This is a genomic window from Pedobacter albus, assembly GCF_036324255.1.
Taxonomy (GTDB): domain Bacteria; phylum Bacteroidota; class Bacteroidia; order Sphingobacteriales; family Sphingobacteriaceae; genus Pedobacter; species Pedobacter albus.
In genome coordinates this window covers 915,823-940,018 of sequence record NZ_JAZDQT010000001.1, presented here as the reverse complement: position 1 = coordinate 940,018, position 24,196 = coordinate 915,823, and the positions used below count along the sequence as shown (strand labels likewise).

Annotated in this window: 26 protein-coding genes and 2 tRNA genes; 13 read left to right on the top strand and 15 right to left on the bottom strand. The window is 41.1% G+C overall.

What is annotated here, in order from left to right; genetic code table 11:
- From VRU48_RS04010 to fucP, 3 genes are read right to left on the bottom strand one after another with little or no spacing between them, the layout of a single operon-like run.
- Positions 1-765 (bottom strand): SDR family NAD(P)-dependent oxidoreductase, encoded by a 765-nt coding sequence (locus VRU48_RS04010; RefSeq protein WP_330106633.1) that lies wholly within the window; start codon positions 763-765, stop codon positions 1-3.
- A gap of 16 nt (positions 766-781) precedes the next feature.
- Positions 782-2,416, bottom strand: coding sequence for a UxaA family hydrolase (locus tag VRU48_RS04005; RefSeq protein ID WP_330106632.1), 1,635 nt, complete (start codon positions 2,414-2,416; stop codon positions 782-784).
- A gap of 2 nt (positions 2,417-2,418) precedes the next feature.
- Positions 2,419-3,663 (bottom strand): L-fucose:H+ symporter permease, encoded by a 1,245-nt coding sequence (gene fucP / locus VRU48_RS04000; protein WP_330106631.1) that lies wholly within the window; start codon positions 3,661-3,663, stop codon positions 2,419-2,421.
- 166 nt (positions 3,664-3,829) lie between these two features.
- Between fucP and VRU48_RS03995 the strand changes: the two genes are divergently transcribed.
- Both VRU48_RS03995 and VRU48_RS03990 read left to right on the top strand, forming a co-directional pair.
- A complete protein-coding gene (locus VRU48_RS03995; protein ID WP_330106630.1) occupies positions 3,830-4,693 on the top strand; it encodes an AraC family transcriptional regulator in 864 nt (287 codons plus the stop codon).
- A gap of 156 nt (positions 4,694-4,849) precedes the next feature.
- Positions 4,850-4,922, top strand: a tRNA-Lys gene (locus VRU48_RS03990).
- A gap of 91 nt (positions 4,923-5,013) precedes the next feature.
- Here the strand turns inward: VRU48_RS03990 and VRU48_RS03985 are convergent.
- Together VRU48_RS03985 and VRU48_RS03980 are read right to left on the bottom strand one after the other, a co-directional pair.
- Complete coding sequence (locus VRU48_RS03985) at positions 5,014-5,409, bottom strand: alpha/beta fold hydrolase (RefSeq protein ID WP_330106629.1); 396 nt, start codon at positions 5,407-5,409, stop codon at positions 5,014-5,016.
- A gap of 1,116 nt (positions 5,410-6,525) precedes the next feature.
- On the bottom strand, positions 6,526-7,338 hold the full coding sequence (locus VRU48_RS03980) for a cellulase family glycosylhydrolase (RefSeq protein ID WP_330106628.1): 813 nt from the start codon (positions 7,336-7,338) through the stop codon (positions 6,526-6,528).
- Between the two features lie 109 nt (positions 7,339-7,447).
- Between VRU48_RS03980 and VRU48_RS03975 the strand changes: the two genes are divergently transcribed.
- The 4 genes from VRU48_RS03975 (at position 7,448) to VRU48_RS03960 (ending at position 9,209) form a co-directional block, all read left to right on the top strand.
- A complete protein-coding gene (locus VRU48_RS03975) occupies positions 7,448-7,723 on the top strand; it encodes a hypothetical protein (protein WP_330106627.1) in 276 nt (91 codons plus the stop codon).
- A gap of 98 nt (positions 7,724-7,821) precedes the next feature.
- Positions 7,822-8,202, top strand: a complete 381-nt coding sequence (locus VRU48_RS03970) for a hypothetical protein (RefSeq protein ID WP_330106626.1) — start codon at positions 7,822-7,824, stop codon at positions 8,200-8,202.
- 411 nt (positions 8,203-8,613) lie between these two features.
- Positions 8,614-9,033 (top strand): hypothetical protein, encoded by a 420-nt coding sequence (locus tag VRU48_RS03965; RefSeq protein WP_330106625.1) that lies wholly within the window; start codon positions 8,614-8,616, stop codon positions 9,031-9,033.
- An 11-nt stretch (positions 9,034-9,044) separates the two neighbouring features.
- On the top strand, positions 9,045-9,209 hold the full coding sequence (locus VRU48_RS03960) for a hypothetical protein (protein WP_330106624.1): 165 nt from the start codon (positions 9,045-9,047) through the stop codon (positions 9,207-9,209).
- Here the strand turns inward: VRU48_RS03960 and VRU48_RS03955 are convergent.
- A complete protein-coding gene (locus VRU48_RS03955; protein ID WP_330106623.1) occupies positions 9,206-9,379 on the bottom strand; it encodes a hypothetical protein in 174 nt (57 codons plus the stop codon). The two genes, VRU48_RS03960 and VRU48_RS03955, sit on opposite strands and share 4 nt — an antisense overlap.
- Positions 9,376-10,293, bottom strand: a complete 918-nt coding sequence (locus VRU48_RS03950; protein WP_330106622.1) for an IS1595 family transposase — start codon at positions 10,291-10,293, stop codon at positions 9,376-9,378. Before VRU48_RS03950 ends, VRU48_RS03955 begins: the two co-directional genes overlap by 4 nt.
- A gap of 128 nt (positions 10,294-10,421) precedes the next feature.
- Here VRU48_RS03950 and VRU48_RS03945 point away from each other — a divergent pair, with 128 nt between their 5' ends.
- The 4 genes from VRU48_RS03945 (at position 10,422) to VRU48_RS03930 (ending at position 12,624) form a co-directional block, all read left to right on the top strand.
- Positions 10,422-10,868 carry a hypothetical protein gene (locus tag VRU48_RS03945; RefSeq protein WP_330106621.1) on the top strand — a complete coding sequence of 149 codons (447 nt, stop codon included), beginning with the start codon at positions 10,422-10,424 and terminating at the stop codon, positions 10,866-10,868.
- A gap of 39 nt (positions 10,869-10,907) precedes the next feature.
- Positions 10,908-10,979, top strand: a tRNA-Arg gene (locus tag VRU48_RS03940).
- 338 nt (positions 10,980-11,317) lie between these two features.
- A complete protein-coding gene (locus tag VRU48_RS03935) occupies positions 11,318-11,887 on the top strand; it encodes a hypothetical protein (protein ID WP_330106620.1) in 570 nt (189 codons plus the stop codon).
- A 2-nt stretch (positions 11,888-11,889) separates the two neighbouring features.
- Positions 11,890-12,624 carry a hypothetical protein gene (locus VRU48_RS03930; protein ID WP_330106619.1) on the top strand — a complete coding sequence of 245 codons (735 nt, stop codon included), beginning with the start codon at positions 11,890-11,892 and terminating at the stop codon, positions 12,622-12,624.
- 98 nt (positions 12,625-12,722) lie between these two features.
- Here VRU48_RS03930 and VRU48_RS03925 read toward each other — a convergent pair whose 3' ends face one another.
- The 5 genes from VRU48_RS03925 to VRU48_RS03905 form a co-directional block, all read right to left on the bottom strand.
- Positions 12,723-14,267, bottom strand: a complete 1,545-nt coding sequence (locus VRU48_RS03925; protein ID WP_330106618.1) for a multicopper oxidase domain-containing protein — start codon at positions 14,265-14,267, stop codon at positions 12,723-12,725.
- A gap of 18 nt (positions 14,268-14,285) precedes the next feature.
- Positions 14,286-14,750, bottom strand: coding sequence for a heme-binding domain-containing protein (locus VRU48_RS03920; protein ID WP_330106617.1), 465 nt, complete (start codon positions 14,748-14,750; stop codon positions 14,286-14,288).
- 6 nt (positions 14,751-14,756) lie between these two features.
- Positions 14,757-15,323, bottom strand: coding sequence for a DUF3347 domain-containing protein (locus VRU48_RS03915; protein ID WP_330106616.1), 567 nt, complete (start codon positions 15,321-15,323; stop codon positions 14,757-14,759).
- A gap of 153 nt (positions 15,324-15,476) precedes the next feature.
- Entirely contained in the window at positions 15,477-15,965 is a 489-nt protein-coding gene (locus VRU48_RS03910) for a DUF3347 domain-containing protein (RefSeq protein ID WP_330106615.1), read from the bottom strand.
- 109 nt (positions 15,966-16,074) lie between these two features.
- The gene (locus VRU48_RS03905) at positions 16,075-16,515 is read right to left on the bottom strand and encodes a hypothetical protein (protein ID WP_330106614.1); all 441 of its coding nucleotides are present in this window, start codon (positions 16,513-16,515) and stop codon (positions 16,075-16,077) included.
- A 543-nt stretch (positions 16,516-17,058) separates the two neighbouring features.
- Here VRU48_RS03905 and VRU48_RS03900 point away from each other — a divergent pair.
- The gene (locus VRU48_RS03900) at positions 17,059-18,369 is read left to right on the top strand and encodes an alpha/beta fold hydrolase (protein ID WP_330106613.1); all 1,311 of its coding nucleotides are present in this window, start codon (positions 17,059-17,061) and stop codon (positions 18,367-18,369) included.
- Between the two features lie 139 nt (positions 18,370-18,508).
- Positions 18,509-18,943, top strand: a complete 435-nt coding sequence (locus VRU48_RS03895; protein ID WP_330106612.1) for a VOC family protein — start codon at positions 18,509-18,511, stop codon at positions 18,941-18,943.
- Positions 18,944-19,020: 77 nt separating this feature from the next.
- On the opposite strand, the gene VRU48_RS03890 is transcribed toward VRU48_RS03895, so the two are convergent.
- Both VRU48_RS03890 and VRU48_RS03885 read right to left on the bottom strand, forming a co-directional pair.
- Positions 19,021-19,674: a response regulator transcription factor gene (locus VRU48_RS03890; RefSeq protein WP_330106611.1), complete on the bottom strand. Its 654-nt coding sequence runs from the start codon at positions 19,672-19,674 to the stop codon at positions 19,021-19,023.
- Positions 19,661-21,535: a tetratricopeptide repeat-containing sensor histidine kinase gene (locus VRU48_RS03885; RefSeq protein WP_330106610.1), complete on the bottom strand. Its 1,875-nt coding sequence runs from the start codon at positions 21,533-21,535 to the stop codon at positions 19,661-19,663. Before VRU48_RS03885 ends, VRU48_RS03890 begins: the two co-directional genes overlap by 14 nt.
- A 449-nt stretch (positions 21,536-21,984) precedes the next feature.
- On the opposite strand from VRU48_RS03885, the gene VRU48_RS03880 reads away from it, so the two are divergent.
- On the top strand, positions 21,985-22,554 hold the full coding sequence (locus VRU48_RS03880; protein ID WP_330106609.1) for a dihydrofolate reductase family protein: 570 nt from the start codon (positions 21,985-21,987) through the stop codon (positions 22,552-22,554).
- 76 nt (positions 22,555-22,630) lie between these two features.
- On the opposite strand, the gene VRU48_RS03875 is transcribed toward VRU48_RS03880, so the two are convergent.
- Entirely contained in the window at positions 22,631-24,187 is a 1,557-nt protein-coding gene (locus VRU48_RS03875; protein ID WP_330106608.1) for a SusD/RagB family nutrient-binding outer membrane lipoprotein, read from the bottom strand.
- Between the last annotated feature and the right edge of the window lie 9 nt (positions 24,188-24,196).

The window sequence follows — 24,196 nt, the reverse complement described above, 5'->3', positions numbered from 1 at the left end:
CTAGTTGTTTAAAGTGGTAAATCCGCCGTCGATTGGATAATCTACCCCGGTAATGAACGAAGCTTCGTCGCTGCATAAATATAAGGCTAAATATCCAATCTCTTCGGGTTTGGCCATACGGCCTATCGGTTGCGATTTGGAGAGCTTATCAAACATTTCGGCCTTGTTATCGGCATAGTTTTTTTCCAGGAAACCGTCCACAAATGGCGTATGCACACGCGCCGGTGAGATAGAAACACAGCGGATATTTTCTTTCAGGTAATCTTTGGCCACGCTCATGGTCATGGCTTTTACGGCACCTTTGGCTGTGCTGTAAACAAAACGATCGGCCAGTCCCACCAAAGCGGCTATGGAAGCCATATTGAGGATAACCCCGCCCCCGCTTTGACGCAATTGCGGAATAGCGGCCTTGATGCAATTGTAAACGCCTTTTACGTTAACGTTCATCACACGGTCGAAATCGTCTTCGGCAGTGTTATCGGCCTTGCCAATATGGGCAATACCGGCATTGTTCACCAAAACATGAATATTGCCAATCTGTTCGAAAATGGCATTGACAGCCACTTGATCGGCTACATTACAGGCATGGGCTTCGGCTTTAAAGCCTAGCGCCTTAATTTCATCAACCGTTTGGCTGGCACCGGCCACATCCATTTCTAAAATATGAACCATTGCGCCGTTTTTGGCCAATGCCATGGCTATGGCTTTGCCAATACCGCTTCCGCCTCCAGTAACTATTGCTTTTTTATGTTCGAATGAAAACATGGTTGTTAGGTTAAAGTTATAAACTCACTCCTCTTTTCCAAGGAATAAAATCATCTTGGTTCAGTTGTACGGCTTTCGGAATTTCCTGGCCACTGGCTACTTTAATGCAGTATTCCAAAATATCTTCGCCCATTTCGGCAATGGATTTGTCGCCGGTAATAATTGGCCCTGCATCAATATCAATGATATCGCCCATGCGTTTGGCCAATCCTGAATTGGTAGCCACTTTGATGGTTGGGCAAACCGGATTTCCGGTTGGCGTACCCAGGCCGGTAGTAAACAAAATCAGCGTCGCCCCTGCAGCGGCCTTGCCGGTAGTGGCTTCTACATCATTTCCAGGCGTGCAAACCAAGCTTAATCCTGGTTTGGTGGCCGGTTCTGTATAATCCAATACGTCAACAATGCTGGCGCTGCCTGCCTTACGCGCGGCGCCTACCGATTTAATGGCGTCGGTAATGAGGCCGTCTTTAATATTGCCTGGCGAAGGGTTCATGTAAAAGCCAGAACCCACCTGATGGGCCAATTCGTCGTATTCGCTCATCAGACGCATAAATTTACGTGCCGATTCTTCGGTTTCGCAACGATCGATCATTTCTTGTTCTGCCCCGCAGAGCTCCGGAAATTCGGCCAAAAGTACTTTGGCACCCAAGGCGACCAACAAATCGGCGCAATGGCCTACAGCCGGATTGGCAGAAATACCGCTAAAGCCGTCGCTCCCCCCGCATTTTACGCCTACACAAAGCTGACTTAAGGGTGCCGGCTTACGTTCTATCTCATTGATTTGGATCAGTCCTTTTAGGGTTTGCTTAATGGCATCTTTAATCAGTTCTTCTTCGCTCTGCGCCTTTTGCTGTTCAAAAACCAGCAAGGGTTTATCGAAAGAAGGGTTTCGCAACAGCAGGTCATTTTTAAAGTCGTTTACCTGCAAATGCTGGCAGCCAAGGCTCAATACGGTTACTCCGGCCACGTTGGGGTGGTCGGCATAGGCCGCCAAAAGCTGGCTCAAAGTATGACTGTCTTGACGGGTACCCCCACAGCCACCATTGTGGTTCAGGAATTTGATGCCATCAACATTTTTAAACAAACGGCGTTGTTGCGGGTTGGGAACCGACAATACCGCGTCTAAATCTTCCCCATTTTGATACGCACTGATCAAATCGTGTGCGTAGTTCTTGTATTTACCACCAACTGCATAACCTAGCTCATTGTGCAATGCTTCTCTAATCATGTCGAGGTTTCTGTTCTCGCAAAAAACAGTAGGTACAAAAAGCCAATAGTTGGCTGTACCTACCGTTCCGTTACTGCGATGATAGCCTTGAAATGTGCGGTTTGCATATTTATCAATGTTAGGCTGATGCCATTGATAGTTTGTTTTTCTGTAGATATAGGGCTCGGTAGCATGTTTGGTATTGTCTGTGGTCATTCTGCTTCCCTGAGGCACTTCATATTGGGTTTTGCCAACCAAAACGCCATACATGAGCACTTCATCGCCTTGCTGCATGTGATGCATAAAAAATTTATGCTTTGCCGGTATGTTTTCCTGGAGCTTGTAGGTTGTGCCTTCAAACTCGATCAACTCGCCTGCAACAAGGTCGCTTAATGCCACCAATACATTGTCTTTTTTGTTTATTTTTAAAACTTTGTGTTTCATTCTTAATTTTCTTTCGGGCTCCATTTCTTCCATCCGAATACGAATACAACAAAGAAACAGATCAATGGAACCAAATAGCCATATTGGATATGACCGGTTTGATCAGATATATAACCTAAAGCCAATGGCAACAATGCGCCACCAACGATTGACATTACAATTAACGAAGAAGCTATTTTTGTGTCTTTGCCCAAACCGGCAATGCCTAAAGAGAAAATGGTTGGAAACATGATCGACATGAAGAAGGCTACGCCAATCAGGGCATATACGGTAATCATGCCTGAACCAAAAATAGCAACCAAGGTAAGCAACATGCTCATCACGGCATAAAAAGCCAATAAACGGTTAGGTTTTATAAAGCTCATGAAGTAAGTTCCGGCAAAGCGTCCAACCAGAAAAGCCAAACCTGCCGCACCTGCATACCATTTAGCCTCTTGTTGGGTAATTGAAGCCGACACCGTACTGAAACGGATAAAGAAGCTCAATACACAAACCTGCGCGCCAACATAAAAGAATTGGGCTATAACGGCCCATCTGAGATGAGGATGCACCCACGCATGAGCAATTTTTGAATCTTCGTTTTCATCTTCATTTTTAATATCCGGCAATTTAGTAAAGAGAAATAAAATAGCTACCAAAACAATCACAATGCCCAATACCAGATACGGGCCTTTTACGGTAGCTGCATCTTCTACTAAATAAGCATGTCTAGCCACCGGGGTCATAGCTGCCAACGCTTTGGGGCTAATTTCATCCGTTAATATAATGGCACCACCAACAATCGGTGCCAAGGTAGCGGCCAGGCCGTTAAAGGATTGCGAAAAATTCAAACGTTGCGTAGCAGTTTCTGGGTTACCCAAAATGGTAACATAGGGATTGGCTGCTGTTTCCAAAAAGGTTAATCCGCAGGCAATAATAAATAAGGCACCCAGAAAAAAAGGATATTGCATGGTATCGGCAGCCGGCAAAAACAAAAAGGAACCTAAGGCAAAGAATGTAAGCCCAAGCACAATACCTGTTTTATAGCCCCACTTCCTCATTACAAAGCCTGCAGGCAAAGCCATCACAAAATAGGCGATAAAAACAGAGAAGTCGACCAGCGAAGTTTCTAAATCGGTCAGCGTAAATGCTTTCTTCAGGTGCGGGATTAAAACCGGATCGAGGTTGTGTACAAAGCCCCAGAAAAAAAACAGGCTTGTAACCAATATGAGGGCAAAAAGGTACTTGTTGCCGGTTGCTTTGTTCATAGTTTAGTTTTATTTGGTTAGGTGGTTGTTGCAAAGCCGAAGCCCTACGGTATTTACAAATAAAGGCAATGCGCAGTGGAGTTCATTTAAAAATATTGTCTAAATATTAAGGAATTTTATCATTTATATCTTATTTTTAGTTCCATATTGCCAATTTGCTTAATAAATGAAGCCCCAGTTATTAAAAGTTACTACCGATCTGATCCACTCTTTTAGTGCGCGGAAAGATACCGTGGCCGATACCAACAGCCATTGGCATTATCATCCTGAAATTGAGCTGATCTATTTTGCCAAGGGCAAGGGCATGCAGTTTATCGGCGACAGCATCCAGTCCTTCTCCTCTGGCGATGTGCTATTGGTGGGCAGCAATGTACCCCATTATTGGCGTTTTGATGCAACAGGCGAAGAAAACAGCGTAGATGTAAGCGTAATCCATTTTAATGAAGATTTTTGGGGAAGTTCTTTTCTGGATTTGCCCGAGCTCAAAGACATTAAAAAGCTATTGCAACAGTCCCAATTAGGCATACAGGTAACCGGTAAGGAAAAAAAGCAGATTGCCGCGCTCATTTGCCAAACCGTAGCGGCCAAAGGTAGCCGAAAAGTAATCGGTTTAATGGAAGCCTTGTTAGCCATTGCCGATTGCAAACAAACGAAAACCCTGGTTTCGGTAGGCTTTCGCTATCACTTTCAGGAATCGGAAAAAGACCGTATGCACGCCATTTACGAGTATACCATTTCTAATTTCAAGGAAAGGATAAGCTTAGAAACCATTGCCGGTATTGCCAAAATCAGTCCCAATTCTTTTTGCAAGTACTTTAAGTCGCGCAGCAAGAAACCCTACTCGAGGTTCATCAACGAAATCAGGGTAAGCCATGCCTGTAAGCTTTTAATGGACGGACAGTTAAACATCAAGGAAATCTGCTTTGAAAGCGGCTTCAACAACTTTGTAAGCTTTCATCAGTATTTTAAGCTGATTACCGGAAAAAGTCCATTGCAATATCAAAAGAACTTTGTGCAAGGCGATGCCTAAACCTCGAATTTACCTTTGCTTAACCTGAGCTTTACAATTAATTTCCTTATAAATCAACAAAGTACGGCTTTAACAAAAAAAAGTCTTGCAGGAAATTAATCATAACCCTATATTTGCAGCACTTTAAAACAAAGCGACAAGCTTTTTAATAAAGTAGATTCCGTAGCTCAGTTGGTAGAGCATTACACTTTTAATGTAGTGGTCCTGGGTTCGAGTCCCAGCGGGATCACAATCTAAATTATCAATGCCCTGTCACTTAAATAGTTGCAGGGCATTGTTGTTTAAGGTAAAACAATCTTTAACGTTCTTTTCTTTGGCTATTATTCTGCCGACAGTTCGCGGGTTGCCTTGGCAATAAATGTGGCTACTTTTTCGGGTTGCGAAACATATACTACATGACTGGCTTCAATTTCTGTAACCATCGTATTTGAACGTTTGTATACGTTGCGTTGGATTTCCGGATTGATGCTTTTATCCTCGACACCAGGCAATACACCGTTTCCAGGAGCAGGTTGTGCGGTTTGGAACCATTGCAAAGCAGATTCGTCATTATCTGGCTGGAAGGCTGCTATATATACCAAGCCGGCAACATTCGGGTGGTTATCCGCTTCGGTAATAACGGCGTCTCCCCAAGAATGTCCGGCGAGAATTGCTGGTCCGTCTTGGGCATCCAAGGCAGTACGGGTTGCGGTTACATCGTCTTTTAGCAATGTCAATGGATTTTTTTCTTGGCTTGAAACTCGTTGCTTTTCTGGTCTTGTTGTTTTCTTCCTGTGCCGTTCTTTTCTGCCGACTTCTTGATGCTTTAATTCTCGTGATTATCGAGGATATTATCTATCCTCCGTTTCAGTGGATTATTGTCAAGTACCCAAAGTTAGCATCGTCTAAATTAAGGGGTGACGGACTCTGCTCCAAACAAAAAATATGGCACAGACCGCTATGGCCGCAATGGATGCATACTCATCTATTGGACACTCCAGATAGTTTTCCGCTAGTACTCCGCATGCATAGCTTCCCGATATCCTTATTACGCATTGTCTTATGGGTGACGTTCCCGGTGCTCCGTTACCTGGCTCTACCATACTGCAGCCAGCTGGGATTGGAGTAGATGCGCCGTTGCTATCGTACATGGGAAACGAGCCACTGCTAGTAGCGCATACATTTGATGGAGAGGTGCCAATGAGCGTTGAAAAAATCTTATTGGTTTGCGGAATCGGATAATTGTATGGATATACAACGCATCCGCTTTGCGCCTTGACCATACCGGAGCACAGGGCAATTGCAAGCAACAATAAACTCGATTTCCTAAAAAGAGGGCAGGATATTACCTTAGACATATTTTATCTTTATTAAAAATTGGGAACAAATATGCAATAAGGAGATTATCAGCAAAGATGCATATTATTACAGTACCTTAGAATGAATTATGGGTAGAAAGGCATTATTATGGGGTAGATTGGCCCTTATATTGGGCCTGTATCTGCATTCTGACAATGTCCTACTTCTTTGCCTGTGAGGAGAATGTGGTGAAACGCGGGATTGAATATTTCATCTCTATGTAAATAGCCGAAAACCGGCCAACCCACGTCATTGTTGCATCTTCCAGCAGCCGAGGCAAATTGCCTCGGCTCGCCTTAACTTCGGATCGGGACCATGTAAACGTCTATTCCATCAAAACTGCTAAATATGGTTATTTTGGCGCTAGAATGAGTGCTTTTAGGTACCTACAGGCCTACTATACATTTGGGAACTCCGTTTTATACAGTACAGAAACACAAGGCTGTTTTGCTCCTCTCGAGTGCTACTTTAGCTTAAACTCTCTTGGAAATTCCCTAGGGCCTCGCGTTGAGCTTCCTGATCAGTTCCGTTTCCTCTCGTCTATACGGCGTTCCATCCTGGCGGAAAATATCGTGAAACCATTCTGCAGGTTCGCCACCACTGGCAACGGGTGTGTCCCATGCATATTTTGTATTTGTTTTTCCGTCAACAAATCCCCAATTTATTGCGCCGACGTTCTTCTTTTTAAGCAAAGGCAATATGTTTGAGAAACGGCTGTTCCTCGTACGTGCCATATATTCTGTACAAATTATTGGTCTGTCGTAGATCTTTAGCAAATTGATTGTGCGCTCATGCCAATTAGGTTCTTCATAGCTGTGATAGGTGATCACATCGGAGTTTGCCACCTGGATGGCATTCAGCTTCTCTAATTCCCACCTCCATAGGCCAATGGTGATCGGCTGCTCCGGGCGAGCGGCCCTTGCCCACTTGATGACATTCGTTAACAGGGGAATGGTACTGTCCCCCTTTCCACTATTTCCAGGTTCGTTGTTAAGGTCCCACATCAACACGCGTTTGTCCTTTCCGAAACTGGACAGTATATCTGTCACATACTTTTCTAAGAAGGGGTAATTTAGCGACTCCTTAGAAGCAGGATCTCCGGGGTCCTGCAACCAGCCAGAATTGTGCACCCCGGGCTTTGGTATTGGCTGTTTTCCTTCCAATGCGGTCTTGTTCCAGCAATCGTCAAAGAAAACAAACATCGGTACGATCTTATGTCTTGCACAGATTGCCAAAAATTGGTCTATCCTGGTCTTGAAGCCTTTCGGATCTTGTTTCCAGGCAAGGCTGTGCAAGAATACCCGCATGGTGTTAAAACCTATGGCACTTATATACAAAGCTAACCTAAGCGTCGTATAGTTAAAAAATTGTTCGTTGTTTTTTGGATTATTTCAGTGGCTTTTTAATATTTGGTTCATGAATTACGAGATTGCTAATGAAATAAAAGACATTTTCTGTTGTTTAAAAGGAAAAACCATTGATAATAAAACCGTCAATATAGTTTTTATTGCCCCGACTTACAAGAATGAACTCTTTGAAGAGTTCTTGAAGAATGCAATGCTTGGCAGAACTCATAGAAACCAAGCTTTAATACAGGAAAATGACGATATATCAGTGTTTGTACAGTATATTTCAAAAGGAGATGAGACGGATGAAATGAAAGCTGTTACATTAATAGAGTTTCTGACGTGAACCATAAATGGGGTTTAGCCTTAGGAATGTTCTGTTTTTTGACTTTTTAGGATTCTTCTGTCGCTCTGGTTAGATTGTATTTCTAAATCTAAATTAACATGAGCGAAGAAAAACAAATCTATGCTAACGAAATCCAGATAAGGGATTTTAAAAACGGACAGATGCCATTAGTGTTGATCTGTCCAGATGAATCGGCTGCTGTAGGATTATCAGGAATGATAAAATCTACTGGTGGCAACTTCAGTGTTAAATGCTACCTCAACAAGGATTCCGAACTTACGGTTGGGCTGCTATTGGCAATGCCTGAATTGGCAGTAGAATTGAAGGTGCCCACGACAAAAACCGAAGCGAATTATCCACCAGTGGCATGGTTGCTGAATGGCCAAGTCAATTTTATTTCAACTGGTTGGCTGGATGATAAACGGCAACTAACTTACACTGATTTAATACCTCTTGACAATGTTGATCTGCCTGATTAGAATTGTTTAGTAAAACAAGTGTTGCGGGATTGGCTTCTTTTTCATCAAATGAATGAGGATCTACTCCTGCAACATAGATTTTGTTTTTTTTCTTTTTCATGATTTTAAATGGTTAAATGATTGAAATACTATAAATTTGAATTATTGTTAAACATTTTAGAACGTTACATAAATCTTAGAAATACATAACTAGAACATATTCAAAACAGAAGCGTTAGCTTTTATTCTTGCCCTTAGAATCTGGAAAATTTAAAAAGTGCAACAAGAATGAAGTACCTACCGCTCACGCATAGCGTGGGCTGGACTTTGTTCGTTGTACAGGCTTTTCCAGAGCCTTAAGGGCGGATGATGCTTCCAGTTCCACGCTTCTTTACTTTAGCGCCTATAGGAACTGTACGGCAAAAAAATCTAATGAGCTCTTTTGTAAAATTCTTTCAACAACCAAGAAATTATTGGTTAAGGTGGGTACTGTTGCTTCCAATTGTTGTGGTGACTTATGTTCTTATATCGCCACTTGTAAAAATCATATTTGAACTTCCTATGTTTCTTATTGAATTTGGACCATGGTACAAAAGATTTGTGGTTGCGGCCGTTGCTGGCTTTGCAACAGGAAACGGAAGTATAGGAATAGTACCATTAATAGCCCCAAAAGCTAAGAAGGCAAGTGCCCTTGTATTTTTGATAATCCTGTGCATTTCAATAGGAGCCGTTATGTTTACGGGCTATACAAACTCAGAATACAGCCCTATCACAGAAAACATCGCCTGTTTGTTTGGCGCATTGGCGTGTTATTCAAATATTGATAAAGATGGCAATACTATAGTAGACTAAATATGTGCAGTATGTCAAGCAAGGTCGAAACAATAAAGGAAACCGCAGACGAAATAGCCACTGAAATATTCAAGGCTGTTGACGAAGATGCCATATTTGGCCATGATTCGGTAAGAGAGATTATCCTATATGCCGTAGCTAAAGGCTACGAAGCAGGACTAAACGAAAAGCCTTAGGAAGAACTTTTCTTCTTCTTTGGAAACATCTTGTCTATAGCCTTGTCGAACTCGTCATCACCGCTAGTCTCTACTGGCTTGTCCTCTTGTGGCTTATCCGGACTAGAAACATGGCTTATATCCTCATCTAGGCACTCTTCCTTCGGTTTCTTTATATGCTGTTTCTTCATTTGATTAGCTCCTTATATTTCAGTCTGCATGCAAAGTTATTGAAAACAACGTTCATCTGCTCCTGTACTGGTAAATTTCTGTAGTTGTACTTGAACACGAACTCCTGAACGTATCTGTTAAGATGGGTTCTACTGGTCTTGTGGTATACGCCTATGATGCCACGCTTCATGTGGGACCAGAAGTTCTCTAACCCATTAGTATAGCAGTCGCCATTGACATACTGGCCTTTGCCGTGCTCTACAACATTTCTCGTATAGTTGGTCTCTAATGACTTATATACGTTGAACTCGTCGCACATCAAGGTAGTACCCTGCTTGATATTAGAATAGATGATAGGTCTTAATACCCTTGCTGATGTACATGATATTGCCATTGCTACCAATCGTCCGTCTCGCTGTAGCATTCCGAATACTGGCGTCTTGTCTTTGTAGGCTCTTCCCTGTGAGTTTTTTACCTTCTTATTGTAGTGTCTGTTCTTGTTCTTGCCACCTACATAGCTCTCATCAAGCTCAACTACTCCTTCTAGCTTCTCCTTTTCCTCGTTCCCGAAAGCATGTCTTATACGATGTAGTACAAACCATGCTGTCTTTTGTGTCGTACCTATGTCTTTAGCTAGTTGTACCGAGCTGATTCCTTTCTTATGTAGAACCAGATATATTGCTATGAACCATTTTAGTGTTGATAGCTTGCTTGCTTCCATGAACGTTCCTGTCTTAGCGGTATAGACACGGTTGCAACAGGTGCATTTGTAGCGAATGCCATCTTTGAATACGTAGGCTATATCGCCTTCGCAATCTTCGTAAGGGCATTCCATATAGCCATTCCAGCGCCTAGAAGCTAGGTATTGATGGCACGAGCGCTCATCTGGGAACCTCTGCACAAGCTCTAAGATGTTGTTGAATTTAGGTAGCATAACGAGTAATTATAATACTAAGATACGAACTTATCTATAGTCTTGTCAACTTTTTTTTAAAAATATAGAAACGTTTCTTGGAATCTTCAAAATGAATCCTCAGATTTGTCTCAACAAACACAAAAGTTATGGAAGATATTGTTAAAATTTCAGAAATAGAAAAGGCTATTGAGCATCACCTTTCTGTGGCAAAGAAGCTACAGGAAGCATTGGATGTTATCAAGAGCTTTCAAAACCCTGCTTTTATTCCAATTACGCCAAAAAAGAATATTAGTGTCCCCGAACAATTAACGGTGCCAGGCATTGAACCAAGTATTAATTTGACGTTCGCAGATAGAGTTAACGCGATTATCAGTTCAGAGAACAGGGTAATGCTTGGCAAAGAAATTTATGAAAGAGGCGGATCGGCATTTAATGTAAATTATAAGATATTTTCCGCTCAGCTTTCGGTTAGGGTTAAACAGGGGTTTTTAAAGAGATACGTTAAAGAGAATGCCAGAAACGATGAAAAATACTATTATGGAATGCTTAAGTTCTTTAATGGCGATGCTCTTAAAGAAGAATACAAGCCATAAAAAAGCCCGATGCTACTAACAACGGGCTTAATGATCTTCGGGGATGTGGTGAAACGGTATCACAGGGGCCTCCTAAGCTACCAGTTGTGGGTTCGAATCCCATCATCTCCATCTTTTAAACTAAGGGTAACTCCGTGTGAGGCGGTTGTACAGTGCATGAGGTTCTAGCCTCTGCATCCCCTTGGTTTTAAAGTGCAAACAGTCGGCAGAAATGTCGGCTGTTTTCTTTTAATGCTACCTCAAAGGTATTCTCTTACTTCTTAATATCCAAATATAATTGTAGGAAGTCCACCATGCCAGCATCGAAATTTCCTAACGTCTAAATCCATTCATCGCGCGAAAATGCCCATTCGTCCCTGAAATATACCTTTCTGTATAAAGTTTGTTTCTGCCTGATTGCATTTCCATAATTTAATAGGAGATAATTAAAAACCTAAAACCGAAAAATTATGAAAAACACAATGAGAACACTATTGGCATTGCCATGCCTTTACGCCGTTATCTTTCTTGCCTCTGGATGCAAAAAGGACACACAATTAAACAGCGGTTCAGAATCCACCCCACAACCAACGAAATCTGCCTCGTTACAAAAAGCTCAATTGACTGCATGTGAAGAGGAGGCTGGTGTCACCATGGCAGCGATGGAGCCTTCAATTGACAACCCAGACGGCTTCGACGGCGACGGGTCTGTTACGGGAACGGCCACAGACATTACCAAAGTAGTTGATTGGGTTGTATCGAAGCATACTAACGATTTTTGGTGGGTTACCTCTTATGAAACTATCACATATAAAAAGGTTGTGCCCGCCAACCCCACCAAGCCATATAAAATGACTGGAATAACCCACAATGGTTCTGATATAGGAACAACTGTTCCATTGCCTATGTCATGGACAGAGGGAAGCGCAACCCCATACTATAGTTATGATGTTGCCAGCATGAGGGTAACCGGAAATGTTTTTTTCTGCGGAATGACGCTTGGGCCTGCTAAAAATGGATATAAAATCTTTACCTTGTAGGCATGTTAAGGATAATCGTATTTCTACTGGCTTCCTTCATCAGCTGTAGCCACACAAAAGATGGCTATAATGGCAAGGTACGCATGACCTGTGTTTCAGATGGCACTCCATTGACCTTTGGAGACAAAGAAGGATATCTGGATGGCGACTATCTGTTTGAAACGATGAGCACGATAAATTCAGTAGAGAAATTTAAGGTAAACCCACAGACTGGCGAACAGTCTTTGATCAAATCTTCGGAACAGCTCGTGCTTACCAGTTATGTCATTACCAACTTGAAAACCAAGGAATGTTTTGAGTTCGATACCTCAAGTGTTGCTCCAAAGCTTGTAAAAAAGTATACGGTGGACAGCAAAAAAGTCGGTCTTGACCTGAACATGGATATAGTATCGCTTTACGGCATCAATCTTGATAAGATAATGGTTAAGGACACCATAATGGATGGCAATAACTACAAGCAGTTAAAGGATACCGTTTTTCGTGCAAATGGCGTACCTCCAAACTGGCCGTTGCATTCGTCAAAGACATATGTCAATACCGACCTGAAAGGTTTTCCCGTAAACCTTAGCCCCTCGCTGGCGAAAAATTATGATGGATTTGTAAGTCAGATAGATTTGGAGACAACCTTTCCAAACAGCAAGAGGAAGATGATAGTCAGCTTCAAATATACTTACGAACAAGGACTATCGGACGACGAGAAAAAACTGATAGAGAAGTACAAGGCATTAATCAGGTAGGCAGACCTTAAATCAATGAAAGACGGCTAGCAACCGTCTTTTTTTATCAATTGGCGATACCAAAATGCTTGGCGTTGGTTAGCTTTGTATATAAGTGCCTAATTTAAAGTAACAATGTCCGGGTTATCAGCTGCCATGCTTTTATCGTTTGGCATTTGCATACCCGCCATTTCAGTTTTTTTGCTTTTTGCTTTCGGATTTTCCTCGCCTGTTACTTCAGGATACATCACTGTATTCATATCCATGACCTGATTCTGCATTTTCATCCCTTTCATTTCGATCATGTTCCCGCTCATGTCCATCATGTCATTCATCATTTTCATTCCAGCAAAATATTTCAGCTTAGGCAATTTCTGAGCAGGTACCTTTTCCCCTTTACCTAGCCATAAAGAGGCCGATTTGGTACGGTCTTCAGGAGTTATCAAAAATTCATAACTCTTATTTTCAGGAACGGTCACCACCACATCATACGTTTCGGATACGGCGATGATCAACCTGTCCACCTCTACGGGTTCTACATCATTTCCATCAGTAGCTACCACGGTTATTTTACCACCTGAATAAGTCAACCAGAAATAATCAGAAGCACCGCCATTGGCAATGCGTAACCTTACCTTATCGCCTGCTTTAAATTGGGGCTGATGATTCTGGTTTTTGCCATTGATCAGAAAGGTGTCGTAATATACATCGCTTACATCCATAGCATTCATCCGCTTCCATTCATTATTGATTTTGGTTTTAAAATGTCCTGTTCTGATCGCCTCCGCATAACTTTGGGTCGTTCCTTTTTTTATGGCAAACCAATCATTGGCATTCTTCAGGCTTCGGTGTACCTCTTCTGGTTTCATATCTGTCCATTCACTGATGACCACTGGAATCGTTGGGATGTCCCATTCTTTCCTTTTGTTCATAATGAATGCGCCATACATCCCAATCTGCTCCTGCAATTCACTATGGCTATGATACCAATGTGTACCATGTTGAACGATGGGAAATTTATAGATATAGGTAGAATGAGGCTTAATAGGCATTTGCGTAAGGAAAGGTACCCCATCCATTTTGTTTGGTAAGAACAGGCCATGCCAATGCAAGGACGTTTCCTCATTCAGTTTATTATGCACATATATCAATGCCGTATCCCCCTCGGTAAATGTTAAGGTTGGCATTGGTATCTGCCCGTTAACTGCAATTGCCCTTTTTGTTTTCTTTCCATAAGTTACAGTCGTATCAGCAATGTAAAGGTCATAGCGAACGGTACGGGGTGGTAAATTACTTGAAACAGTATTAATTGAGCCTAAATTTAACTTTGCCTTTTTGATGTTTTCCATGGTGGTACTATTGTCCCCCATATCCATATCACCCATATCTTCCATGTCGTCATTCTTTTTGGAAGTATCTTTCTTGGGCATTTTCATTTGGTCAGGCTTAGGTATAGTTGCCTTAGCTTTCTCTGGTACCAATTTCATTCCGCACTTAGGGCAATTTCCGGGCTTACCCGATTGAATTTCAGGGTGCATGGGACAGGTATAAATAGTCTGCGTCTGTTTAGGACTTCCGTTGTTAGGCATTTTCATTCCCTTCATATCCTGAGCAGAAGCTATGGAATAAAGGATTAATAAAAAGGCCGTTAATATATTTTTCATTTCTTTGGTGATTAAGGGTTAGTTATATTTTTTTAAACTATCCTTTGATTTTTGAACCCAGTTAATAATTTGTGATTTCTCCACCTCGCTCAAGATGGCATTCCTATGGATCAGTGTGTAAGAAGACAGGGGCATCGTACCATCTTTTAAACTATTTTCTATGGATCGCAATTTACTCTGCTGTCTTCTTGGGGTATAAGTGCCAAATTCGTTAAAATTCAGTTCTTCTTTACCAGAAACGATATGGTAATTCATAAACCAATGTATTGGCTGTATATTAGTATACCAGGGATACTCCGTATTGTTGCTATGGCAATCATAACAGGCTTTTTTTAAAATCCCCTGAACATCTTTGGGTATGGCAACGATTTTGGAAATATCATTTGGCATAGCCTGCCCGCTTTGGTTGCGGGCAGGGTGTATAAACTGAATAACCACAACTATAACCAATATGCCAAGAAGTACCTTTTTTGTGCCTTTCATAGCCTATTAATTTAATTCCTCTTTAACGGTACCGCAAGTTGGCATGGCTTTCCCCAGGTAGGGATTTTTGATGTCTTTTGTTTCGCTCAGCCAGATTGCTCCCTTTTTGTTGTTGTACATTGGACAATGATCAACGTATAATGGTTGTCCAACCCCAAGCAATTTTACAAGGTCATACATATCCTTGCTCAACATATCGAAGTGTTCACGCTGATGGGTAATATTTCCTGCATTAGCGCCAATGTGTTCGGCATGTTCTTTTGCATCATCCTGTATATCAGCATAGGTTTTTCTTTGAGCACTTGTTAATGAGGATTTATCAAAACTGGCAAATGCTTTAACCATTTCATTGCCCGCCGCTGCTGCATCCTTGTCATGATCACTAGTAAAAGCATTTTTGAGCTTAAGGTAAGATTCAAGAAGCGAAGCCATTGGTGCTACTTTGGCGATGGCATTTGAAGGGGTAGTTTTGTTTTTAGAGGAATCTGATGTAGAGGGAGTCTTGGTATTGCTATTGTTGCATGCTGTCATAAACAATAGAGAAAATGCCAGACTATATAATAATGTTTTCATTGTATGATTGATTTTAAATGTTTAAAAAATAGTTAATGTAGAAACTCAAACTGGAATACAGATTAGGCTTTTTACAAGGGATGCCAAATCAAAAAGTCAATTGTACAGCCACAGCAACATCTTATGGGCTAGCTATACAATTAACAATCAGCACTATTTCAGGGTTTCTTTTATAGAACCACAGGTAAGCATTTGGTTTCCGAAATAAGGGTTTTTTATCGCAGAGTTATCTGAAAGCCAATAGCTTTTTTTCATAGGACAATAGTCGTAATAAACCAGTGCTTTAGTCGGTTTTATCACTTTGGCCAGTTTAAAGAGATTGGATGAGAAATTTGCAAAGTGCTCACGTTGATGGGCAATATCTTTGCTCTCGGAGATATGTTTTGCATCAAAGGCAAGCTTATCCTGAAAGCCCATAAAAGCATTCATATCTGCTGTTGGCATGGCTTTCATATCGACACTGCTTAGTGCTTTTGAGAATTCGGCTGCCTTGGACGCCGCCACGGTTGCATCAGAATTCACTAACGCATTTTTAATGTCGTAATAAGAGGTTAATAAAGCTTGTGTCTGGTTACTTTGAGCAAAACTAGGTTTGATCAATACAGTTGCAATTAAAGCAACTATTAAAAATATCTTTTTCATGATGTAATAACTTAATGTGCATACTTATTTTCTGACATAGCAGTAGCTATGTGAACATATTTGTGCAATAACAGCAGTAAATAGACTGTTAAGCAACTCACATTAAATCTTATATCTGAAGACTTTGAATAACTATGCGAATGTCCTTGTTCGGGGGGCTTTCTCTTTGGTCTACATAGAAGCCTTGATCAAGTTCAAGAACTGTTTCTGGAATTAATAAAGCATAAGAATAATCAGGAAGCCATAGTATAGGTAAAACAACAAGTACTTTACTACTTTCAGGAACTAACTTGCTTTGAGTAACTAAATCGTTTACTAAGGTTTTACAACAAAGATCTTGTTTTGAAAAATTCACACTCGGTACAGGAGCACTTTTGTGTGCATGCCCCTCTACACGATGATGGTCATGATCCTTATGTATACGACTAGCAGATTTTACATGAACATGGGTTTCATCATGATGATCCGTCTCCATTCCTAATGCACATCCAAACCCAACAACGGTGTTGAGCAAAAATATCACTAACAGAAAGACCGCTTTACTTTTCATGACTATGCAAATCTATTAAAAGGATGCAAAAATAAATTTACATAATTCCATGTTTTTTTTACATCATTATTAAAAAAAGGCGCGTTATTCGGGGAGCCGAATTTCAAAACTATCCTACTGCTTAAACGTTGATTTTTGCACTAGGTGCAAATCCCCCCCAGCGGGATCACAGCTAAAGTATCAAAAAACATAAAAAGCCTACAAACTGCAAGATTGCGGGCTTTTTGCATTTGGGGGAACGCCAAAATGTGCACCAATTCTCAAAAACTGGTGAGTAATTTGGTGAGTAAATCAAAAGACTTCCATTCTACTCACCAAAAACAACACAAAACACTATTAATCAATAACTTAAAACAAAAAACATCTTAAGCTATTTAGCCGGCAAAACTAAGTTTACGTTATTAATAGAATTGTTTTAGCTCCTAGCCCAAACATTGGGTCTTGTGTTGTTTCACTTTTAATAAAAATGTTCTTTTTTGAAAAAAGCATTTTTATCTACGAAATATTTCGTAATATAGAATTTCGAACCAAATAAACCTAGTTATGAAAACTAAACATCAATTATTTCTAATATTTATTCTGCAGTGTCTCCTGACAGGCAAGCTGTTTGGACAAATGCTTTCTACGACCGTTGTAGGTGATAAAGCATATTTTTCACAAAACATAGATGTGGAGAAATTTGCGGGAAAACGATTTCAGCTTAAAGCGGTTACTAAAGTAAAGGCAGGTACAAATAATTCAAAATCTGCGGTAATAGCGTTAATCAGGAAAAAGAACAACACCGTGGGTTTTCACACAGACCTTACCCAAAGCTCAAAAAACAATGCAAATTGGGAGGTCACCAACATTAAAGGGAAAATCGATAGCGATGCAAAAACGATTGAAATTGGAGGCTATTGTAGCAGTGATGGCATCTTCTCATTTGATGATTTTAAATTAAAAGTAGAAGTATCACCAACTAAATGGGAACAAATACCAATCGGCAATTATGGATTCGAAAAAGGAGATTTCCAAAATTGGATTGCTGGTTCAAATAATAAGCCCCTAAATTTTGATGGTGTTAAATTCGGTGTCGAATCCAAAAATCCTTTTAACGGAAAATTCTCGTTAAGGATTGAATGTAAATACACAGATTATGGCAACAATGACAAAGCCGGAAATTATATAACCGTCAATGGAATTAAGCTGTATTATGAGATTTATGGCAGTGGAAAGCCCTTGGTTCTATTGCACGGCAATGGAGGTTCGATTTCGGGCCATAAAGTCAGGATCGCTGATTTTAAAAGCAAATATAAAGTCATTGCCATAGACAACAGAGCACAGGGAAAATCGGGGGATGATGGCCAGGAACTAACCTACGATTTAATGGCAGATGACATAAACAAGCTTTTGGAAAAAACAAACATAGACAGCGCCTATATCTGGGGGCAGAGTGACGGAGGGATAATAGGCTTACTGTTGGCTATGAAGCACCCTGATAAAGTGAAGAAATTAGCCGTTTGGGGAGCTAATATTCAGGCAAATGAACAGGCGTTTGCTCCTAAAATCTACGAGAGTATTATAACGGGCTCAAAAAATGGAAAAACCATAAAGGAACGACAATTAAATACATTAATGGTGAACTACCCGAATATGCCTTTTTCGGACCTGAACAGCATTAAGGCCCCTGTTCTTGTGATGTCTGGCGACAGGGATGCTATTAATATAGAGCATACAATAGGTATTTTTCAGCATATTCCCAATTCACAGTTGTTTGTCATGCCCGGAGCCACACATTTTGGAGCATACGAAAAACCCGGCTTATTTAATTCAGTACTATTGGAATTTTTCAATGCCTCTTTGAAGAAACCCTGATTAAATCAAAATGAATTTATTAAAATCATGCTTTTTAAGAGCTTAAGTAATTAAAGTTCTTCGGCGAATGCCTTTATCCGGTTCGATATTTTGGAAATTCAAAAAAAATGCGAAAATTTAATACGTTAAAACAATCTTGATGAAAGCAATCAATCCCTGGATCAATTTCAACGGCAATGCCGAAGAGGCCTTCACTTTTTACCAATCGGTTTTTGGTGGAGAATTTACAAAGATTGTCCGTTTCAGAGATCTCGCTAGTGATGAATTCCAAATCCCGGCAGCTGATTTAAACAAAATCATGTACATCGGTTTGACAATTGGCCAAAATAATGTTTTAATAGCCAATGACGTTCCCGGATTTATGGGCCGGGTAGACGAAAACGAGAACCGCTCCAAAATACACGTTGTTGCCGAAAGCCGTGAAGAAGCCGAGCAATTATTTAACGGGTTATCGGCAGGTGGCGCTGTTGAAGGTCCTATGAGCGATAGTCCCTGGGGTACCTATGCCGGCATGTTCAGAGATAAATATGGTATTGAATGGATTGTAGAGTTTAACTCCAATTATAACGGATAAAGTTAACTGTTAAAGCAAGTCAGCGCTTTTGTTTTGGTGCTGTTGCCAGCGCCTTTCCACTCCTATTCAAAGCTTTGCTATTCTGTCAATCCCATTTTGATGGCAAACTTTACCAATCCGATGGTGCTTTTGCACTGGGTTTTGACCAAGATGTTTGTCCGGTGATTATCTACGGTCTTTTTACTGATAAATAATTTTTCAGCTATTTCTTCGCTGGTCAATTCTTTTACAATAAGCACCAGTATTTCTTTTTCCCTTAACGATAACTGGCTCGTTTGCTCATCCTGTATCTTTTGTTTGTGGTACTGATTGAAAATCATCGGGATCACATCATGCGAAAAATAGGTGCTGCCGTTAACAATACGGTGCATGGCATTAAGCAGTTCATCCCGGCCCGCATTTTTTAAAATGTAGCCATCTGCTTCGGCAAATACGGCCTCGCGCACTGCAGTGGCGTTGTTGTACATGGAAAGGATCAATACCTGTATGTGCGGAAACTGGTCTTTTACCATCCGGCAGAGTTGCGTACCGCTAAGCAAGGGCATACTGATGTCGGTAATCAGTATATCAAACTTTTCGGGCTCGGCGGCCAACATTTCATAGGCCATTTGGCCATTATTGGCTTCGGCTATCACCTCGTAGTTGTCGTCCCTTTTTAACATGTCTTTTACCCCATCAATCATCATCTGGTGGTCGTCGGCTAATAGGATATTGATTTTAGATCGCTTCATTTGCAGGTAAAGTTATTTCTATTTGAGTGCCTGATAATTTTTCAGACTGTACGCTTATTTTTCCATCGAGCATGTTCACCCTTGCATTGATATTTTTCCAGCCCATGCCTTTAGACTGGTCAATATCGCCTACATCCAAGCCATGGCCATTATCTTTCAAGGCTATTAATATCTGGTTCTCTTTAGCTTGAATAGAGAGGCCTATTTCGCTTGCACCGGCATGTTTAATCATGTTGTTCACCACTTCTTGCACAATCCTATAGATGGAAAGTTCATTTTGCTTTTCGAACTGAATTTTTTGTATGTGTTCTGGAATATCAATACTCATTTTTGTCTGGCCCGACTCGTTTACTTTTTCGGATAGGTTTTCCAATGCCCGGAAAAGACCAAAATTCAGTTCTTGTGGAATTAGGTTATGGGATACGTCGCGTACTTCCGCTATGGTTTTATCGGTAAACAGGATTGCTTTTTCAACGGCTACATCGCTGGCGTCAAGGGTTGATAAACTCATTTTAACCAGCGATAGCATTTGCCCCACGCCATCATGCAGATCGCGGGCAATACGGATGCGTTCGTTTTGTTCGCCATCAAACAGCGCCTTTGCCTCTGCCGCCTGGCGATTAAAAATTTCCTGCTGCAATTTTTTCTCCTGTTTGTTTTTATTGATTTTATAAAGCAGATAGGCCGCAATGCAAACCAAGATCAATCCCATGCCCACCAACCAGAGCCATTGATTTTTCTGCGCGATTTCAAATTTTTGTTGCTCGATAATTTTTTGTTTTTTCTCGGCCTCGTATTTTTCCTGAAGGTTAAGGATAGCTGTGGTCTTTTCCTTATTGAGCAAAGAGTCTTTCAGGGCAACAAATTTTTCAAGATAACCCATAGCGGGTTTGTACTGCTGCATATCCTTTTTGAGCTGGTAGGCATATTCGTAAGCATCCAACAGCTTCTCGGGGCTCTCGCTCTTTTGCGAATGGTATAATGCCGAGTCCAAAAAAACATTAGCCACCAGGTATTTCTTTTGAATACGGTTTACATCGGCCAGGTTACCGTATACTGTGGCATAGTTATAATCCATTGCCCAACCAGGAGGGTTGTTTTCAAGGCTCTCCAACGATTGGTGGAGGTAATAAATTGCAGAATCCAAACGACCCATTTTCTTGTAAGAATTGCCCAGGTTATTATAGGTAGAATGAATGCTTTTGTCGGCATAAGGCAAAGCCTGAAGATGAGCCTTTATCGCTTGGGCATAGTCCTTATTATCGTCATAGTTGATGGCCAGTGCATTAAAAGCCGCCCAGTGATAATAATCTTTGATGCCAGGATGTGCGGCCACCTTTTTCAAGGCCAATTTGGCATAGGCAATCCCTTTTGCATAGTTTTTAGAATCGTGGAATGTATTGGAAATATTGACGTACGCCGAAACGACCATACTGCTATCGCCTGCCTTTTCAAAATCCTGCACGCTCTTGATGAGATAGCCAAACCCTTTTTCGAAATCGTATTGCTGACTGTAAAGAATACCCATATTAAGATTGGCATAACCTTTCCAAAGATAATTTTCGGCCTTTACAAAATACTGTTGCGCTTTATTATACCATTCGGTGGCTTGGGCTGTTTTTTTCAGCGCCATGCGGGTAGTCGTAATTAGCGTAGCGCCCCGCCCCATGTAATCGTCATTTTCCATTTGCTGGGCTTTGGAAAAATAAACGACAGCAATAGAATCGGCTTTGGCCGCATTTTGGTTAACGATGTTATTATACTGAGTAACCAGCTCGGCAAAGGCCAGGGAGTCTTTGCGACTTATTACTTTATTTTGCGCCAATCCCTTGATGCAGCATAGTGCTAGGATAAGCAGCAAGAAGATTGTTTTAGATTGAATTTGAGCCATAAGATATACAGTACAATTTACGAATACATTCTGGCCATTTACAAATATTTAAGGCCAATAGCTAATGCCATTTCTTACTATTGGAGCAGGTAGGCTGAAGATGCTTTTTGAGGGACTTACATCATCTTCTCCAGTCCTCGTTTCATGGTTTATACCCTCACGGCCCCGAACAAAAATAGATTTCGCCTGCTTTACAAAGGTGAAATAGATGCTAAGCGATTGCAATAGGAATGCATCCCCTATTTTATGGGTATAAATACCCATCTCCTGTTGCAGGCATTCTTTTAAAACCGGATGTTATCGTAGACAGCTATCCAATAGGAAAGAAAAAACACCCTTTTATTGTCGCGATTGCACTACACTTGCGCAACAATTCGCACTTAGCTTTGTATAGATAAAAACAACTTAATCGAAACAAAATGAGAAAGATCAGAATTTTCGAACACATCTCGCTTGATGGCGTGATAGAACACGATGGAGATTATACCTATGGCGCATGGTCCACAGCCTATAGAAGTCCTGCCGGAGCAACTATGCTTTTTGAAGCCTATGGGTCGAAATTCGACCTTTTGCTTGGTCGTAAAACCTATGATATATTTAGCAATTTTTGGCCCAATGCCGGCGATTTTCCGATGGCAAATGCTATAAATGCAGCCACCAAACATATTGCTACCCATAGGCCCAAGAGCTTGGAATGGGGTCCGGTACAAGGTTTAGGCGATGATGTTATAGAGTCGATCCACAAGCTCAAGCTAACGGATGGTCCAGATTTGATCGTGGTGGGAAGTTCTACCCTAACCTCCGTGTTGCTTGACCAAGGCTTGGCCGACGAGGTTATCCTCATTACCTATCCAGTTTTGTTGGGTCATGGCAAACGCTTACTGTCTGATGCCATTGATGCCCGAGAACTTGCTTTTGTCGATTCGAAAGCCACACCTACCGGTTTGCTGATCAATACTTACAAGCATCTCGGACCGTTAAAGAAATAGGCGGAAGTATTTGACATAAAAAAAGTCCTTTCGACCATGCGAAAGGACTTGAGAGACTATTAATTTTCGATAGGAATTATTTCAACAACCACATGATTTGGTTGGTATCATCCGTACCGCCATACTGACTTGAAATAGCCGCATTGGTGTTGGTTGCATTATAGCTTGTTTCATTTGAAGGATAGGTCCACCTTAAAGGGAATGAGCTTGCCGGTATGTTTAAGTTTGTACTTGCATTTAAAGTAAAGCTCGGATAGCCCGTTCTCCTATTTTCGTACCAGCCTAAATATTTGCTGCCTTGTAAAAAGTTGGCCAAATATTTTTGTGTAATGATTTTTTCTATTTGCTGGTCAACCGTTCCGCTTAAAGCTACCGCTGCCGAAGCAGTATAGGTTGCGATATAAGTGGCATCCATTTTCATGTTATGATGGTAATCGGCAACATCAGGTGTGTAAAAGGCAAGAAAATTCATCGAATTACTAATCCCTGCAGCATAATAAGTTTGGGCAGGAGTTCCGATGATCCAACCACGAACAGCGGCTTCGGCTAATACAAACTGTAAATCCCAATAGCTAAAAACACTAACGGGCTCTGCATTTACCAATTGCGAATAGCGATTATTAAAGTCGGAGTAATCTTTGCCGTTTTTCATGGTTAGCAAAGTTTGAAAATTGGTAGCTGGATCAGCGCCAACATAGGCATTGTAATTGCTTTCCGACATTCCTCCCGTTACTTTTACCGGTGAAGGTTTTGCATAATAGAATAACCTTCTGTCTTGCAGCTGAATCAATGGATTGATCAGGTATGAGCTTAACATGGTATAGTTAGAACTTGCAAAAGCATTGCTACCTGCGGGCACGTTGCTCCAAGGATAGTTCTGGGTAGCTGTTGCCGAATAAACCAAGGCAAAATTATCTTTATAATCGCGCATTAATGGCCTGGTCATTACATCCTTAAAGCGTTCCACAACCTTTAATTCGGCATCAGCTGTTTTTTTGTACAAGTTGATGAGAACGTGTAGTTGAAAACTGTTGGCCAACCTTCTCCAATTGTCTACTTTTCCGCCATAAATCGGGTCGCCATCAAAATTAGTTCCGGCTGCAAATAGCGTATTTGCCTGGTCGAGCTCATTCAGTATGCCTAAGAACACTGTTTTTTGGGTATCGTATTTAGGCTGGATAATACCCGATTCTTCTCCTTTAACGGCATCTGTATAAGGAATATCACCCACCTGTATGGTAGTTTGGAAGAATTGCCAAGCCCTGATAAAATGGCCCAAAGCTTCGTACGATTTTCTTAAGCCCTCATTTGGAGCAGCATCAATCATTGGCTTAACGTTTCTCAGCAGGTTAATCCTGGCAAAATCGGTAGCGCCTAGCCTATTGTACTGAAAGCCTTCGATACCCTCACCCCACGTTAAATATTTGCTCAACAAAAAGCTTTGCATAAAAGATTTTGTAGTGCTGATGTCTGATCGGGTAATATTTAAGATCATGCCTGTAGCCAGCATACCCGAACTTACCTGGGTAGCGGCATGTGGGTTTTCGTTGATTTCGTCAAATTTTTTGCACCCATTGCTTAACAAGACCAATAATGGTAACATCAAGCTGTATTTATAGATCGTTTTTTTCATAAAATAAAT